The following is a 14942-nucleotide window of genomic DNA, read 5'->3' as shown; positions in this document are numbered from 1 at the left end:
TGCAACACGTTCCAGGAGGATCATCTCCGTGTCACCTTCGAAGTCGCGCACGGACGCGCTCATGGCGGGCGAGGAGCTCAGCTCCGCGGCCCAGCGCGAGCGCCGCAAGCGGATCGTCGACGCGACCATCGCGCTGGCGTCCAAGGGCGGGTTCGACGCCGTCCAGATGCGCGCCGTGGCCGACCGGGCGGACGTCGCCCTGGGCACGTTGTACCGCTACTTCCCGTCGAAGGTCCACCTGCTCGTGTCGAGCCTCGCGGTGGAACTCGAACGCGCCCAGGAGAAGATGGACCGCACCACGGTCCCCGGCGACAGCCCCTACGAACGCGTGCTGTTCGTGCTCGGCCGCATCACCAGGGGCCTGCAGCGCAACCCGCACCTCACCGAGGCGATGACGCGCGCCTTCACCTTCGCGGACGCCTCCGCGGGCGCCGAGATCGACCGCGTCTCTTTGCTCATGGAGTCGATGTTCACCCGCGCGATGAGCGCCGAGGAACCGACCGAGGAGCAGAAGGCGATCGCCCGCGTCATCGGCGACGTGTGGCTGTCCAACCTGGTCGCCTGGGTCACCCGCCGCGCCACGGCCACCGACGTCGCGAACCGCCTCGAACTCACGGTCCGCCTGCTGCTCAAGTGATCGGCCTACGCTGCTGATCGGCCTCCCCTGCTGATCGGCCTACTCTGGGCGGGTGCAGCGCATCCGCGTGTTCCTGTCCTCGCCCGGCGACGTCGCCGACGAGCGGGCGATCGCGCTCGAGGTGCTGGACCGGCTGCAGTACGAACCGGTGTTGCGCGGGCGGGTGACGATCGAGCCGGTCGCGTGGGACAAGCCCGGTGCGGGCACACCGATCCTCGCGTCGGACACTCCCCAGGCGTCGATCAACCGCGGGCTGCCGCGGCCACGGGACTGCGACGTGGTCGTCGTGCTCTTCTGGGCCCGGATGGGCACTCCCTTGCCGTATCCCGAGTACACGCGTTCGGACGGCGAGCCCTACTCGTCGGGCACGGAGTGGGAGTTCGAGGACGGCATCAGCGGCAGCGGGCAGGTGCTGCTCTACCGGCGCACCGCCGGCGTGACGATCAGCCTCGACGATCCGCGGCTCGCGGAGAAGCACCTGCAGTACGAACGGGTCAAGGACTTCTTCGCGCGCCTGCGCGACCCGTCCACCGGCGCGATCCTGCGGGGACACAAGGAGTACACGGCTCCTGAGCACTTCCGCGAAGAGCTCACCACCGACCTGCGCGAGGTGCTGCACCGGCTGGTCGTCGGCGAGGCCGGACAGGACACCGGCCCGCGGTGGCAGGGCTCGCCGTTCCCCGGACTTCGGTCCTTCACGCCGAGCGACGCGCCGATCTACTTCGGACGCGGGCGGGAGACCGACGAACTGGTCAGCCGGGTGGACGCCAGCCGGTTCGTCGCGGTGGTCGGCGCCAGCGGCTCGGGCAAGTCCTCACTGGTCGGCGCCGGACTGATCCCCCGGCTGGCCGCGCGTGGGTGGACCGTGCCCTCGCACAACGGGAACCAGTGGATCGGGCCGCGCTTCACCCCGGCAGAACTGGGCGACGACCCGTTCCTCGCACTCGCGGTGAAGCTCGGCGGGATTCCACGTGAGGTCGTGCGCGACCTGCGGGCAGGCCACCTCGCCCAGCACGTCACCGACGAAACGCTGATCTTCGTCGACCAGTTCGAGGAACTCTTCACGACCGTCGCCCCGGAGCACGTCGAGCCGTTCGTCGCACTGCTCGCGAACCCCGGCCCCGCCCACGTCGTGGCCACCGTCCGATCCGACTTCTACCACCGCTGCGTGGAGATCCCCGCACTGGCGAAGCTGCTGGAGGCCGGCCAGTTCCCGCTGTCGACCCCCACCGACACGCTGATCGACATGATCGCCAGGCCCGCCGCGTGCGCGGGCCTCGACTTCGACGAGGGCCTGCCCGGCCGGATCCTGGACGACGCCGGCAAACAACCCGGCACCCTCCCCCTGCTCGCCTACACCCTCGACGAACTGCACCGAGTCTGCCCCGGCACGCTCACCCACCACGCCTACGACCGGCTCGGCGGCGTGGCGGGCGCGATCGGCACCCGAGCCGAAGACGTGTTCCAGCGCAAACTCGACGACGCCACCCGCGCCACCTTCGACGCGGTGTTCCGCGAACTCGTCGACATCGACGAACACGGCCACGTCGCCCGCCGCCGCGCCGCACTGTCCACAGTGGCCAGTTCACCCGCCGCGGAACGGCTGATCGACGTCTTCGTCGACGCCCGCCTGCTCGTCCGCAGTGCCGAACCCGGCCAGGAACCCGTGGTGTCCGCGGCACACGAGGCGTTGTTCGGCAGCTGGGACCGCCTGCGCGAGTGGATCGAACTGGGCCAGGACGACCTCGTCCTGCTGCGCCGCGTCCGTGCCGCCGCACGGGAATGGGACGAGGCGGGCCGCGCGGGCGCCTACCTCTGGCAACACGAACGCCTCGAACCGGTCTACGAGATGATCACCCGCCTGGCTCCCGCGATCGACCCGGTGCTGCGCGACTTCATCGAGTTCGAACACGTACGCCTGCTGACCGAGTTCACCTCCCCCGCGCTGGAGGGCTACCGGCGCCAAAGCATCGCCGACCGCCTGTGCGTGATCGGCCTGCAGGCCGTGCCGGAACTGCTCGACGCCATGCTCGACGGCGCCCCGGCGGTCCGGACCGCCGCCGCGGCCGCCCTCGCCCGGCTCGCTCCCGCATCGATCCTCGGCCTGGTCGAGGCAGCGGCCCACCACCCCGACGCCGACGTCCGCCTCGCCGCGCTGAGTGCGTTGCGCCAGACCACAGACCCGCACGTGGTGCCGGCACTCGGCCACGCCCTGCACGACCAGGACGACCGCGTGCGTTCCCTCGCCAGCGGTGCCCTGCGCGCCATCGGCGGCGCCGAGGCGCAGTCGATCCTCGCGGCCGCCGCGGGCGACGCCGACGTCGACGTCCGGTGGCAGGCCGTCGGCACGCTCGGCGCGTTCGGCGAAGCCGCGGTCAACCCGTTGCTGCTCGCCATGCGCGACAACGACGTCCGGGTGCGCACCGACGCTCTCCGTGCCCTGCAAGCGATCTGCGCCGACGCTCCCGAACCGTTGATCAGCGCCCTGCACGACCAGAACGCCAGCATGCGCGCGGCCGCCACCGAAGTCCTGGGCACACTCGACGAACGCGCGATCCCGGCGTTGCTGGCCGCCCGCCACGACCTCGACGACGACGTGGCCTGGCGGGTGCGCGACGCACTCGACGCCTTGGGCCACACCGATCCGGTGGAGGAGCTGATCGGCAACCTGCCGGACAGCGCCGACGCGCTGGTGCGATGCGGCGAGGAAGCGGTGGCCCCGCTGCACGCCGTCCTCACGTCGCCGCGGCCGAGTGAAGTGCGTGTCGCCGCAGCCCACGCACTGAGCAAACTCGGGCGCACAGGCACCAACGCACTGGTGGCGGCATTGCAGGACGAACGCCCGCAGGTCTGGCTCAGGGCGATGGACGCGTTGGGAACTTGGCCGGGGTCGTTCAACGACGTACTCGCGCTCGAAGGGCGACCGCATGAGGCCGCCGTCGCCTTGTTGCTGGCCGACGAACGCGGTTACGGCGCGACGTGGCTGGGGGACGCGGACTTGCCCACTCGCCAGTTGTTCGCGGTGACGCTCCCGGCCTGGCCTTCTCACTACGTGAACAGCAAGTTGGTAGAGCTGATGCAAGACGAGGACAGGGCCGTTCCTCCCCTGGCCGCGCGGGGGGCCGGGAAGATCGGCGCGGAGATGCTGCCGCTACTCGCCCCGCTGGTGAACGACCCGAACTTGCAGTATCCGCTCAGCATCGCGCTGCGAACGATCGGAGCCGAAGCCGTGCCGTGGCTGCTCGACCTCGCATCCGGACCCGACGAGCAGGCACGAGAGCTGGCCATCGACGTGCTGACCAACATCGGCGGCCAGGCGGCCGTCTTCGGACTGGTCGAACGTGGCATCGAGCTTCAGCCGAGGAAGTAGACCACCCGGAAGAACGACTGCCCTCGCCCCACGGTGATCCCGCACTCGGCGATGAGCTGGTTCGCGTCCCGGCTCTCCGGCGGGTTCGCCGCGTCGTCGCAGCGCACGGAGTAGGCCTCGGCCGAAGTCTCGCCCTCCAGCACCCCTGCGCGCCACAACAGTCCGAGGAACTCGTCCAACGCACTTTCGATCCGTTGGAACAGGCCCTCGTCGTAGGAGTCCTCGAAGATCACCCAGCTCGTACCCGCGACGATGTTGCGGCCGATGAAGTTCATCAACCTCCGCCGGTTCAGGTACCGCCACGCCGGATCGCTCGACATCGTGCGCGAACCCCACACCCGGATGCCGCTCGCCATGGACACCAGACAGTTGATGCCCCACGGATGGAGCAACTCCTGTTCGGTCTTCATCAGGTCCTGTTCGAGCCCGAGCACACCCTGAAGTTCGATGTTCGCTGCCTGGCGCTGCGGTCCGCGCAGCAGATCGGACCGCGCGTAGGCACCTGCCACGTGCCCACATGGAGGCACGGACACGATGCCGGTGTGATCGATGACGCGCAGCCACGGGAAGTACAGCGCCGCGTACGTCGAGTCGTAGCCGCGCGTAGTTCGCCAGTCCCTGACCTGCTGTGCGCTGAGCCCCTGTGGCGGGTCGATGATCGCGATGCGGTCGCCCATCATCTCGCAGTGGGAGAGGAGGCCGAGCCGTGCGCGGTGCGCCGCGTCGTCATCCCCTGGCAGATCAGGCATGCAGACCGTCGAGACGTCATCGATCCGCGCCAACATGGTGAAGGCCTCATCGAGGTCGTCGGTCGGGATGATCCAGCACCCCGTGCCGCCGTTCTGAAAGAAGCCCTGCACTGCGCGTGGCAGGTGCAAGGTTTCATGGGACTCAGCCCAGAACTGGCGGCGATACGCGTCCCAGCTCGTCACGTAGACCGGTTCGGTGTGCTCATCTCGGCCTATGAACGCGGCGATCGAGTGCTCGGCCAGCCACTTGGCCGGGATGCCCGGTTTCAACGGACGCGACGGCTCGTAGGGGCGACGCAGCTGCGGGTTCGTCCAGGAGCCAACCTCCACCTCTTCGATGTAGACGCCGGGACGCAAGTAGACAGCCACGCGCACATCGTGACAGTTCGGCAGCCGGCGCGTCATGATCTCGGGCGTGCGCGTGTTCCTGAGCCATCGGACCGAGAGCGAAGGACCGCTCGCCCAGCGGTTGTCCGCCGACCTGGAGCGGCACGGCGTCGTGGCGGTGCATCCCGACCCGCTGAAGTGCCCACTGCTCGTCCGCCGCGACATCGGTGGCGACGTCCACGACGTCAGTCAGCTCAATTCCACCCACCGAGGCCATGAAACCCTCGTCACGGGTCACCCGCGCCCACGCCCCGGCGACGTGCCCGCACGGCGGAACCCACCCGTCGCCCGCCCGGATCCACGGGTAGTACAGGACGGCGTTCGGGCTGTCGATCATCAGCACGTGCGACCGCCAGTCCAGCGCCTGCCACGGGTCGAGACCGGGTGGGCTGTCGAGCACCGCGATGCTGCCCCGCCGCTCACACTCCGCGACAACCTGCGGTTGAGCATCAAGCCAGTACTGCGCGTCCTCGTTCATCCCCGGCTCGGCCAGGCCTGGGAAGCACACCACGTCGGCGTCCGGCATCCCCTCCAGCGCCGCGGGCAGGTCGTCCGGTCCGTCCAGGCGAACGAGCTCAGCCGCGCCGCCACCGTTCGCGAACCAATCCCGCAGCACGCCTTCCAGCACCTCAGTGCCGCTGAACGACCACATCTCGTAGGCGTTCCGCACCCGGCCGTGCGGGCCGCTGAAGGTCAGGAAGACTGCGCGCATGACGTCATTGTCGACGCAGAATCGGGTCGTCCTCGGGAATGACCCGCGCGTCACCCCGGCGAATGACGCGAGCGCATTGTCCGCCGCAATAGCGTCTGTCCGGTGAAGACGCTCATCGTCCTGGCCGTGCTGGCCGTCATCGGTGGCGGAACCGTGTTCCTGGTGAACCAGTCCGGCGGCTGGTCGACGCTGACCGGCAAGGCCTGGGCCATCACCTACGAGGTCGAGGCCCAGCCCGCCGACACGGCCGTGGACCTGACCTACACCGAATCACCGGACCGGTACCGCAAGGAGACGCCGCGGACCGTCACGGTCTCGAAGCCGCTGCCGTGGCAGTTCGAGGTCGTGATCAACGCCGGCGAGCAGGCGAAGGTCGAGGCCACGCCGAAGGGTGACCAGGTGCTCAGCTGCCGCATCCTGCTCGACGGGATCAAGGAGCTGGCGACCTCGACCGCGAAGCCCGGCCAGAAGGTCACCTGCGAAACGGTGACCACAAGCTGATCACTTGGTAGCGGGCGGCTCGTCCTCCTCGCCTGACTCCAGCTGCGCTGGCGGCTCCTGCGTGATGTTCGCCAGCGTCTGGTTGATCATCTGCTGCCCCACCACCAGCGGCAGTGCGCCGTTGGCCGTGGCGCCGTCGGTGACGATGCTCGGGGTGCTGAAGCCCTTGAGCTGCTCCAGCGACTGGATCAGCACCTCCGACTGCACGCCCAGCACCTTCGCCCTGGCCTCGGTCTTCGCCACCGAGACGGTCTCCCGCTCCTTCTCCGTGTCGATCTTGGTGCTCTCGATCGCCTTCGCGAGCTTCGCGTTCTCCAGCTCGTGCACGAGGGTGTCCCGCTTGTCACGTTCCTCGGCCTTCCTGCGGCGCCGCGCGTCGAGCTTCGGGTCCTCCGACTCGAAGTCGCTCAGCGTCGTCCGCCCGGCCTCCACGCCCCACTCGGTGAGCGCCTCGGCGACCTTGGACTCCAGCTCCATCCGGACCTCGTTGAGGCCCTCGATGAACTGCAGCACCTCGTACTCCGAGGCACAGCTTTCGAAGTAGCCCTTCACGGTGCGGCCGAGCACGCGTTCCACGAACCGCTGCACGGGCGCGGGGCTCTGCACGTCGCCGAGGCCCGTCATGTCGCGGTCCTCGCCGAAGCGGCGCACCAACAGCGGTGCCGCCTTCGCCGGAATGCGGATGATCTGGGTCATCGTGAACAGCAGCCGGTTGCCCTCGACGTTGGCCACGATCTGGTCCAGCGCGGCGTCGTAGCGGTCGGCGGACTTGGTGTCCCTGCGCTGCCAGTCCAGCGTCAGCTCGCGCGTCGGGATGATCACGACGCGGGCGAACCACGGGTTGATGCGGTAGACGCCGCCGTGGGGCAGCGTTTCGGCCTGCGCGCCGCGGCGGCCACCGTTGGCCAGGAACTCCCAGGGCTTCTGGAAGTTCGCGTGGCCCGCCACCACCGGACCGACGGTGTTGTCGTCCTCGTCCGGCGACTCGCCCACCTTGGCGATGACGACACCGGTGGCGCCCTCCGGGATGCTGATGTCCATCAGGTCGTAGCGGGTGAGCTCGTCCTTCTCGTCATCACCCAGCGTTTCGGTGGTGATGACGTCGAACAGCGCCGGGTTGATGTCGTAGTAGGCACCACCAGGCAGCACCATCGACTGCTTGCCCATCTGGCCGCCGCGCAGAAGGAACTCGCGGCCGTCCTGGAAGTAGTCGCAGTCGACGTGCCGGCACAGCGTGAACTCGACCGGCGGCACCGCACCGACCTTCGCGATCACCAGTCCGATCGTGCCGGTGGGTACGTAGGTCCTCTCGACGTTCCGCACCCGGAACAGCAATGGCGGCAGCAGGTAGCGGCGATCGGCCTGCAGCGTGCCGGCCTGCACGCCTTGGCCGCCGTGCACGCGCACCGGGTACTTCTCGCCCTTCAGACCGCCGAACCGCTTGTACACCAGGCCGATCTTCCCGGTCGGCACCGACTGGTAGCCGGTCAGCGCCACCGCCACCACTGCGACGAGGACGAGCACCAGAACGAGGATGAGGATCGTCATCGGACACCGCTGTTCCGCAGTCGTGTGTGCACGGCCATGACCGTGTCGGTCCATTTGTCGTGCCAGCTCTCGAACCGTTCGAGCTGGGGGTTGCGCATCGTCGGGAAGAAGCCCGGTGGGAAGAAGTCCGCGGCGACGAGTTCCTCGTACACCGGGGACACCTCGCCCCGCAGGCCCTTCCACCCCACCGACAACGCCAGCGCGAGGAAGTCCCGGTGGCGGCCGGGTGGTGCGCCCGGCGGCGGTCCGGGATGCCTGGCCTGCTGCACCGCGAACCCCTGCTGGGCGAACTTCGACCAGAGCGCGTCGATGTCGGCGAGCAGTCCGGTGGGCAAGTTCGCGCCGTCGGTCCGGCGCAGCCATCCCTTGTCCAGTCGTCGCGCGGCGTCCAGAAGCAGCGACGTCGTCAGGATGTCGGCGTGCGCGAGCTGACCTTCTTCCAGCGCGTGCCGCAACTTCCGCAACGAGGTCTCCGCCGGCACCGACGCCACCGGGACGGCCGGGCTCGGCCTCGCCACCTGCGGTCCGCCCTCCAGCAGCTCCCGCAGGTCGCAGATCTCCCGCGCTCCCGGCAGCCGCCCGTCCCTGGCATCGAAGAAACTGGTGGAGGCCAACAGGAAGTGCCGCTGCCCGCGCAGCAGGATCGGCAGGAACGGCCGCCCGTACCGCTGCCCTTCGAGGATCTCCCGCTCGACCCACTCCGAGCGTTCGGACGCGGGCGACATGATCACGATGATCCCCGGCGCGGCGGACAGCCTGTCCCGGATCTCGACGGGAACCCGTGCGCCCCAGCGAAGTTTGGCGTCGAGCCAGACCGGTAGCGCGGAGGCCTCCAGGTGCTCCGCGAGCCGCTGCACGTAGGCCGCGTCAGCCTGCGTGTAGGAGAGGAAGAATCCGGGTGGTCCAAACGACATGCGCGCAAGCTAGTCACGACGCGGCCAGTTGAGACAGACGCGGCAACTCATTGTCCATCAATTGGCCAGTCCGGCTCACCCGCTCGGAGCAGTCCGGTCCGGGGCGCGGTTCAGCCTGTTGAACGTTGTACCGGAATTTCCGCGCGCATTGACCCTGCAACGGCGCCACCCCGATCGGCGACGCCAACTGACGTGCCGATCGTGCCTGGGCCTGCCACGGGCCCATGCACGATCGTTGCTCACACGTTGTCGACGTGCTCCACACCGGAGCTGCGGTAGCCCTGCACCGCCGTCTTCACCTGAGCCGGGCTCAACACCTGGTCCTTGGCGAAGTACACGTAGTCGACCTCCTGCTGGTAGGCCCGCTCGGCGCTGCCGCCCTGCAGGCCGCCCGAGATGAACCACAGGTTGAAGTTGATCGACATCGGCGTCTCCGGGTAGTACTTGTCGCCGTGGTCGGCGACCAGCGTGCCGTCGATGTAGTACTTCACCCGGCCGTTCGCGACCTGGAAGACCAGGTCGTGCCAGCCGTTGTAGCTCGCGCGCTGCTCGTTGTGGATGTTGTCGGCGACCCACGGCTCGTTCTGGTAGGTCTCCCAGGTCGTCTCGTACATGATGTTCGCCGGCTCGCCCCAGCCGCCGTTGGGCAGGTACTCGAAGTCGATCTCGCCGTAGTTCGGCGCCATCGGGGCGTCGAGCGGGGTGATAGTGAAGAACGTCTGCACGACGTGGTCGCCGTCCGGGCCGAAGACCGGCGCGTCGCTGAACTTCACCCTGGACGCGTAGGTGCCCTCGAAGAACTTGCGCTGGTGGAACATCTCGGTCTGCCTCGCCGCGGAACCGTTGTTCCACGAGTCGAGGCGCATGACCTTCTGGCCGTCGACGGTCGGGAACGTCACCCGCGACGGATCCCACGTCGCGCCGGGCACACCGGGGCCGCCGCCGCCCGACCGGACCGTCCAGCCGCGCTGGCCGATCCGCGAGTCGCTCGAGCTGGTGTAGCTGAAGTCGTCGAACATCTTGGGGCCGTTGGGGTTCGGCGGCGTCGTGGTCGTCGTCGTGGTGGGCGGGCTGCCACCGGGCGGGGTGCCCCACAGCAGGGTGCTGCCGCGGTGGACGGTCACCTTCGACGACGGCGAGTACGTGCTGTCGCCGCGGAACGAGTAGTCGTCGGACTGGTTGATCTGGCTCCAGTTCGTCCGGTAGAAGCGCAGCTGCAGGTCGCCGGAGTCCTGGTTGGGCGCCAGGGTTCCGGCGCCGCTCGTGAACCCGACCTCCAGGTAGCGGTCGGCCGAGCCACCGGTCAGCGTGCCGAACTGGCCGGTGACGTTGCCGCAGCCGCGAACCGCCCACGAGCAGGCGAACCGGTAGCCGACGTCAGGGGTCTCGCTGCGGAAGTAGTAGCGGATCTTGACGTCGGACAGCGGCACGCTCGTGGTGCCGGAGTTGACCAGCTTGAACCACGGCTCGACCTGGTCGGTGGTCGCACCGGACGCGCTGGTCCGGTACTGGGCGGTGATCGCGTCGGCCGCGAAGGCGTTCGGCGCCACCGCTGTCGCGGCCACTGTCAGGGCCGCGCAGGAAACGGCTATGAGTGCTCGCAAGGTTCTCTCCTCACTTCGGCAGGGATGGACAGTGCGGCGAGCCTTGATGCGTGGTAGCGCATCCGTGTGGTGAAGCCGTCCCAGTCCGGTCGCTGCGACCAGAGGGTGTCGGCCAGTGCGACGAGACGCGGGAAGGCCAGGTATTCCAGGTGTTCCCTGGTGCGGACGTGTTCGGTCCAGAGCTGGCACTGGGCACCGAGCACGCCGTCGGGCAGCGGAACCTGGTAGACGTCCCGGGAGGTCACGACGAAACCGGGCTGGCCGGGTGGTTCGTGTCCCGCGTCCGACTGCGGGTAGTCGAGGTAGGTGGAGGTGTGCGGGGCCATCACGACGCCTTGGCCCTGTTCCAGCGCTTTCGCCGCCTGGGTTTCGTCCTTCCACGGCATCACGACGGAACGCGGGTCACCCGTCGGTTCCCACGCCGCGGGGACGCGGCCGCGGTCCAGCAGGTACTTGGCGGCCTGCCTGAGGAACCGGCCGTGCACGTCTTCTGGCAGCAGACATTCGTCGCCGCCGAGGTGGACGTGCTCGCCGGGGAACACCTCCAGCACCTCCGCCAGCACCTCGCGGACGAACCCGATCGCGTGCGGGCCGAACGCGGCATCGCTGATGCCCCACCGGGTCCAGACCGGCAACGGTTCCAGGGCGATGCCGAGGTCCGGGTAGGCGGCCAGCGCCGCGCGGGCGTGGCCGGGCATCTCGATCTCCGGCATGATCCGGATGCCGCGCTCGGCCGCGTGCGCGACGAGCCCTTCCAGTTCGCTGCGGGTGTAGACGCCGCCGTGGGGCACGCCGTCGCCGTTGGTCTCGTCGCGCCAGCCGCCGATCGAGGTCAGCAGCGGGTGGCTCGTCACCGGCATGCGCCAGCCCTGGTCGTCGGTCAGGTGCAGGTGCAGGACGTTGAGCTTGTGCAGGGCCATCAGGTCGACGAACCTGCGCAGCACGTGGACCGGCTGGAAGTGCCGTGCGACGTCCAGCATGAACCCGCGCCAAGGCAATCTCGGCACGTCCCTGATGTCGACGCCGGGCAACGTCCAGTCCACTTCGGACACGCGGCTCGACCGAAGTGCCTCGACGGGCAGGAGTTGGCGGATCGTCTGCACGCCGTGTGCCAGACCGGCCGCGGTGCCGGCGCGCAACAGGACGCCGTGTTCGTTCACGGTCAGCGCGTAGCCTTCCGCGCCGAGCCCGACGAGCTTGGCGTCGAGCGCGATGACGATCTGGCCGTAGTCGGCGATCGGCAACGGCAGTCCGGTGGCCGGCCGCAGGGACGTGCGGAGGAGTCTGGCCGCGTGCTCAGCGCCCGGCGTGACGCGCACGCTCGTGCCGCAGCCGAACGTGAAGCCCTTGCCGCGCCGCACGACCCTGGTGGGAAGCGGAACGATCATCCCTTCACCGCCCCTCCGACGATCCCCGTGGTGACCCGGCCCTGCAGCACGACGAAGATCAGCAGCACCGGCAGCATGAACAGCGTCGAGGCGGCCATCGTGGCGCCCCAGTCGGTGCCGAACGTGTTGTTGAACGACGACAGCCAGACCGGCAGCGTGCGGTCGTCCTGGTCCTTGATGATCAGCACGTTGGCGAAGGCGAACTCGTTCCAGGCGGTGATGAAGCCGAACAGCGACGTCGCCAGCAACCCTGGAGCCAGCAACGGGAACACCACCCGCCGGAACGCCTGCCCGCGCGAACAGCCGTCGACCTGCGCGGCTTCCTCCAGGTCGACGGGGATCGCCGCCAGGAACCCGCGCAGCGTCACGATGGTGAACGGCAGCGTCATCATGAAGTAGACGAGCGTGAGCATCCAGAGCGTGTCGAGCATGCCGGTGTCCCTGGCGATCACGTAGATCGGGATGAGCAACGCCTCCCACGGCGTCATCTGCGCGACGAACACCATGAGCACGAACGCCCTCCGCCCCTTCCACCGCAGGCGCGCGACGGCGAACGCCGCCAGCAGCGCGACGAGCAACGCCAGCAGCACCGCCCCACCCGCGACCAGGAGGCTGTTGCGCCAGAAGGAGAAGAAGCCCTTCGCGGCGATCGCCGTGCCGAAGTGGTCGAACGTGACCGAGGCCGGGAAGAACGTCGGTGTCGCGCCCTGGATGTCCTTGGTGGGCTTGAAAGCCGTGAGCACCATCCAGTACACCGGGAAGACGGAGATCACGAAGACGACGAGCGCCGCCGTGGTTTTGGAGATCCGGCCGATCATGCTTCCCGCTCCTGCCGGTAGAGCTGGCGGAAGTACGCCAGCAGCGCGAGCACGAGCAGCACGACCATGAGCATCGACACGGCCGCGCCCAGGTCGTAGCGCTGCAACGACTGCGCGACCTGGAACGCGTAGACCGGCAATGTCGTCGTGGCCTGCCCGGGACCGCCCTGGCTGATCACCCAGATCTGCACGAACGCCTTGACGACCCAGATCACCTCAAGGCACGTGATCAGGCCGAACATGGCGCGCAGCATGGGAAACGTGATGGTCGAGAACACCCGCCACGCGCCAGCGCCGTCGATCCGCGCGGCCTCGTACAGCTCCTGCGGCACGGTGATCATCGCCGCGTACAGCGAGAGCGCCGCGAACGGGATCGACTGCCAGACGATCAGCGTGACGAGGATCCCGAACGTCGCCTCGCCGTCGGCGAACCACGTGTAGTCGCGGTACTCCTCGAAGCCCATCGCCACCAGCGCCCAGTTCACGACGCCGAGCCGCGACTGGAAGAGCCACTGGAACACCGTGGTCGCCGCGATGATCGGCGTAGCCCAGGTGAGCACGAGGCCGCCCATCACGAGCAGCCTGAGCCACCTCCCGAGCCGGATGAGCAGCAGCGCGACCGAAGTGGACAGCACCATGATCAGCACGACGTTGATCGCGGTGAACCACAGCGTCCGCTTGACGACACTCCAGAACTCGGGATCGGACAGCACCTTGACGTAGTTCGCGAGCCCGACGAACTTCGCGTCGCCGCGCACCAGCTGCGGCAGACCGAACTCCTGCAACGAGATGATCACGTTGCGCACCAGCGGGTACAGCAGCAAGTACGCGGTGGCGAGCAGCGTGGGTGCGATCAGCACGTACGGAAGGATCGGGCGTTTGCGGCGTCTTGGCGCGGCCGGCGCAGTCGCCTGCACCGGCCGCTCGGCCAGGAGCGTCATTTGCCCGAGTTCAACGCTTGGGTGATGACCTCGTCGGCCCTCGCGGCCGCTGTCTTCGGATCAGTGCCGGTCAGCACCGCCGTCTGGAACTCCTTGATCGGGTTGCGCGCCTCGACCGCCGCCCAGTTCGGCGAGTTCGGCGTGGCGTGCCCGTTGGCCGCGCCGACCGCCATCGCCGCCGTGCCGGGGTCGCCACCGACGTCCTTCGCGAGCGACTTGCGGTTCGGCACGTAGTTCATCGCCTTCGCCAGCTCGACCTGCCACTTCTCCCCGGCGAGCGCCTTGACGACCTCGTAGGCGCCGTCCTGCCGGCTAGACGCGAGCGGGATGATCAGGTCGGAACCGCCGGTGAACACCGCGCCGGGCTTGTCCGCCGTCTTGCCGGGGATCGGGAAGAACCCGATCTTGCCCTCCAGCGCCGGGTTGGCCTTGGTGACGAGCTTGGCCGCGCCGGGCACCGCGATGAACTGCGCGACCTTGCCGCCCGCCACCACGTCGGTCTGCTGCGGCTTGGCCTCGTCGGAGTCCTTCGGCCCGTCGCCCAGCGCCTGCAGCTTCCGGTAGAAGTCCATGCCCGCCAACGCCTCCGGCGTGTTCAGCGAGCCCTTCCACTTGTCGCCGTCCTGCTCGGCGAGGTCACCGCCCTCGTCCCAGACGAAACCGGAGAGCGTGTACCAGTTCTGTCCGGGCAGGTAGATGCCCTGCTGGTCGCCCTGGTCGAGCTTCGCGGTGGCCGCGAGCCACTCCTCGCGCGTCTTGGGCACGACGACCTGAGCCGCCTCGAACAGGTCCTTGCGGTAGATCACCACCCGGTTCGCCGCGTAGAACGGCACCCCGAACTGCTTGCCGTCCACCGCACCGGGTTCCGACAGGCCGGGAATCCAGTCGTCCCCCTGCAGCTCGCCCTTCTTGCCCGACAGATCGGTGACACCCTTGCTGGCCACGTACTGGGCGACCTGCGTGTTGCCGACCTCGATCACGTCCGGCGGATCCGTGCTGGCCAGCGCACTGGTCACCTTCTGCGTGATGCCGTTCCACTCCTGGATCTGGATCTTCAGGTCGAGGTTCGCGTGATCACGTTCGAACTCGCTCTCGAACCTCGTCACGAAGTCCTCGGTGGCCGTGTCCTTCATCAGCCACACGGTGATCTCCTGCTTCTCATCACCCCCTCCCGCGGACGTGCCGCAGGCGGACAGGGCAAGCGCCAGAACGAGCAAGGCAGCGGAGCGCGACACGACTCACCTCTCGCTGGGATATGACCAATTGGTCAGGTCCAATGGAGTGGGTAGAAAGTGGCATAGACCACTTCTCAGGTCAATACCCTGCTCGGACGCGTGAGAGCGCTCCCGATCTTGCTCAGACTGGTTACTTAC

General features: G+C 68.5%; 12 protein-coding genes. 3 read left to right on the top strand and 9 right to left on the bottom strand.

Features of this window, described 5'->3' with window-relative positions:
* Positions 1–61 precede the first annotated feature (61 nt).
* Both kstR and SK803_RS03650 read left to right on the top strand, forming a co-directional pair.
* Positions 62–637 (top strand): cholesterol catabolism transcriptional regulator KstR, encoded by a 576-nt coding sequence (gene kstR / locus SK803_RS03655; protein ID WP_319964369.1) that lies wholly within the window; start codon positions 62–64, stop codon positions 635–637.
* A gap of 52 nt (positions 638–689) precedes the next feature.
* Complete coding sequence (locus SK803_RS03650; protein ID WP_319964286.1) at positions 690–4007, top strand: nSTAND1 domain-containing NTPase; 3318 nt, start codon at positions 690–692, stop codon at positions 4005–4007.
* Here the strand turns inward: SK803_RS03650 and SK803_RS03645 are convergent.
* On the bottom strand, positions 3992–4792 hold the full coding sequence (locus tag SK803_RS03645; RefSeq protein WP_319964368.1) for a phage tail sheath family protein: 801 nt from the start codon (positions 4790–4792) through the stop codon (positions 3992–3994). The genes SK803_RS03650 and SK803_RS03645 overlap by 16 nt on opposite strands.
* 166 nt (positions 4793–4958) lie before the next feature.
* Positions 4959–5855 carry a phage tail sheath subtilisin-like domain-containing protein gene (locus SK803_RS03640; RefSeq protein WP_319964285.1) on the bottom strand — a complete coding sequence of 299 codons (897 nt, stop codon included), beginning with the start codon at positions 5853–5855 and terminating at the stop codon, positions 4959–4961.
* Between the two features lie 102 nt (positions 5856–5957).
* Here SK803_RS03640 and SK803_RS03635 point away from each other — a divergent pair, with 102 nt between their 5' ends.
* Positions 5958–6356: a hypothetical protein gene (locus SK803_RS03635; RefSeq protein ID WP_319964284.1), complete on the top strand. Its 399-nt coding sequence runs from the start codon at positions 5958–5960 to the stop codon at positions 6354–6356.
* On the opposite strand, the gene SK803_RS03630 is transcribed toward SK803_RS03635, so the two are convergent.
* The 7 genes from SK803_RS03630 to SK803_RS03600 form a co-directional block, all read right to left on the bottom strand.
* On the bottom strand, positions 6357–7904 hold the full coding sequence (locus SK803_RS03630; protein ID WP_319964283.1) for an SPFH domain-containing protein: 1548 nt from the start codon (positions 7902–7904) through the stop codon (positions 6357–6359).
* Positions 7901–8818: a TIR domain-containing protein gene (locus SK803_RS03625; RefSeq protein ID WP_319964282.1), complete on the bottom strand. Its 918-nt coding sequence runs from the start codon at positions 8816–8818 to the stop codon at positions 7901–7903. The genes SK803_RS03630 and SK803_RS03625 overlap by 4 nt, the downstream gene beginning before the upstream one ends.
* 239 nt (positions 8819–9057) lie before the next feature.
* Complete coding sequence (locus tag SK803_RS03620; RefSeq protein WP_319964281.1) at positions 9058–10422, bottom strand: cellulose binding domain-containing protein; 1365 nt, start codon at positions 10420–10422, stop codon at positions 9058–9060.
* Positions 10407–11810 carry a beta-N-acetylhexosaminidase gene (locus tag SK803_RS03615; RefSeq protein WP_319964280.1) on the bottom strand — a complete coding sequence of 468 codons (1404 nt, stop codon included), beginning with the start codon at positions 11808–11810 and terminating at the stop codon, positions 10407–10409. The genes SK803_RS03620 and SK803_RS03615 overlap by 16 nt, the downstream gene beginning before the upstream one ends.
* On the bottom strand, positions 11807–12628 hold the full coding sequence (locus SK803_RS03610) for a carbohydrate ABC transporter permease (RefSeq protein WP_319964279.1): 822 nt from the start codon (positions 12626–12628) through the stop codon (positions 11807–11809). Before SK803_RS03610 ends, SK803_RS03615 begins: the two co-directional genes overlap by 4 nt.
* Entirely contained in the window at positions 12625–13569 is a 945-nt protein-coding gene (locus SK803_RS03605) for a carbohydrate ABC transporter permease (protein ID WP_319964278.1), read from the bottom strand. The genes SK803_RS03610 and SK803_RS03605 overlap by 4 nt, the downstream gene beginning before the upstream one ends.
* Positions 13566–14804: an extracellular solute-binding protein gene (locus tag SK803_RS03600; protein ID WP_319964277.1), complete on the bottom strand. Its 1239-nt coding sequence runs from the start codon at positions 14802–14804 to the stop codon at positions 13566–13568. The genes SK803_RS03605 and SK803_RS03600 overlap by 4 nt, the downstream gene beginning before the upstream one ends.
* Positions 14805–14942: the final 138 nt, after the last annotated feature.

The sequence above is a fragment of the Lentzea miocenica genome (assembly GCF_033949945.1).
Lineage (GTDB): Bacteria > Actinomycetota > Actinomycetes > Mycobacteriales > Pseudonocardiaceae > Lentzea > Lentzea miocenica.
Note: the sequence above shows the minus strand (reverse complement) of the source record. Positions and strands in the feature narration are given on the sequence as shown.

Excerpts from the sequence above, each read along its gene's own strand:
- kstR (WP_319964369.1), top strand. The coding sequence starts at position 62 with ATGGCGGGCGAGGAGCTCAGCTCCGCGGCCCAGCGCGAGCGCCGCAAG.
- SK803_RS03645 (WP_319964368.1), bottom strand. The coding sequence starts at position 4,792 with ATGTTGGCGCGGATCGATGACGTCTCGACGGTCTGCATGCCTGATCTG.
- SK803_RS03640 (WP_319964285.1), bottom strand. The coding sequence starts at position 5,855 with ATGCGCGCAGTCTTCCTGACCTTCAGCGGCCCGCACGGCCGGGTGCGG.
- SK803_RS03630 (WP_319964283.1), bottom strand. The coding sequence starts at position 7,904 with ATGACGATCCTCATCCTCGTTCTGGTGCTCGTCCTCGTCGCAGTGGTG.
- SK803_RS03625 (WP_319964282.1), bottom strand. The coding sequence starts at position 8,818 with ATGTCGTTTGGACCACCCGGATTCTTCCTCTCCTACACGCAGGCTGAC.
- SK803_RS03615 (WP_319964280.1), bottom strand. The coding sequence starts at position 11,810 with ATGATCGTTCCGCTTCCCACCAGGGTCGTGCGGCGCGGCAAGGGCTTC.
- SK803_RS03610 (WP_319964279.1), bottom strand. The coding sequence starts at position 12,628 with ATGATCGGCCGGATCTCCAAAACCACGGCGGCGCTCGTCGTCTTCGTG.
- SK803_RS03605 (WP_319964278.1), bottom strand. The coding sequence starts at position 13,569 with ATGACGCTCCTGGCCGAGCGGCCGGTGCAGGCGACTGCGCCGGCCGCG.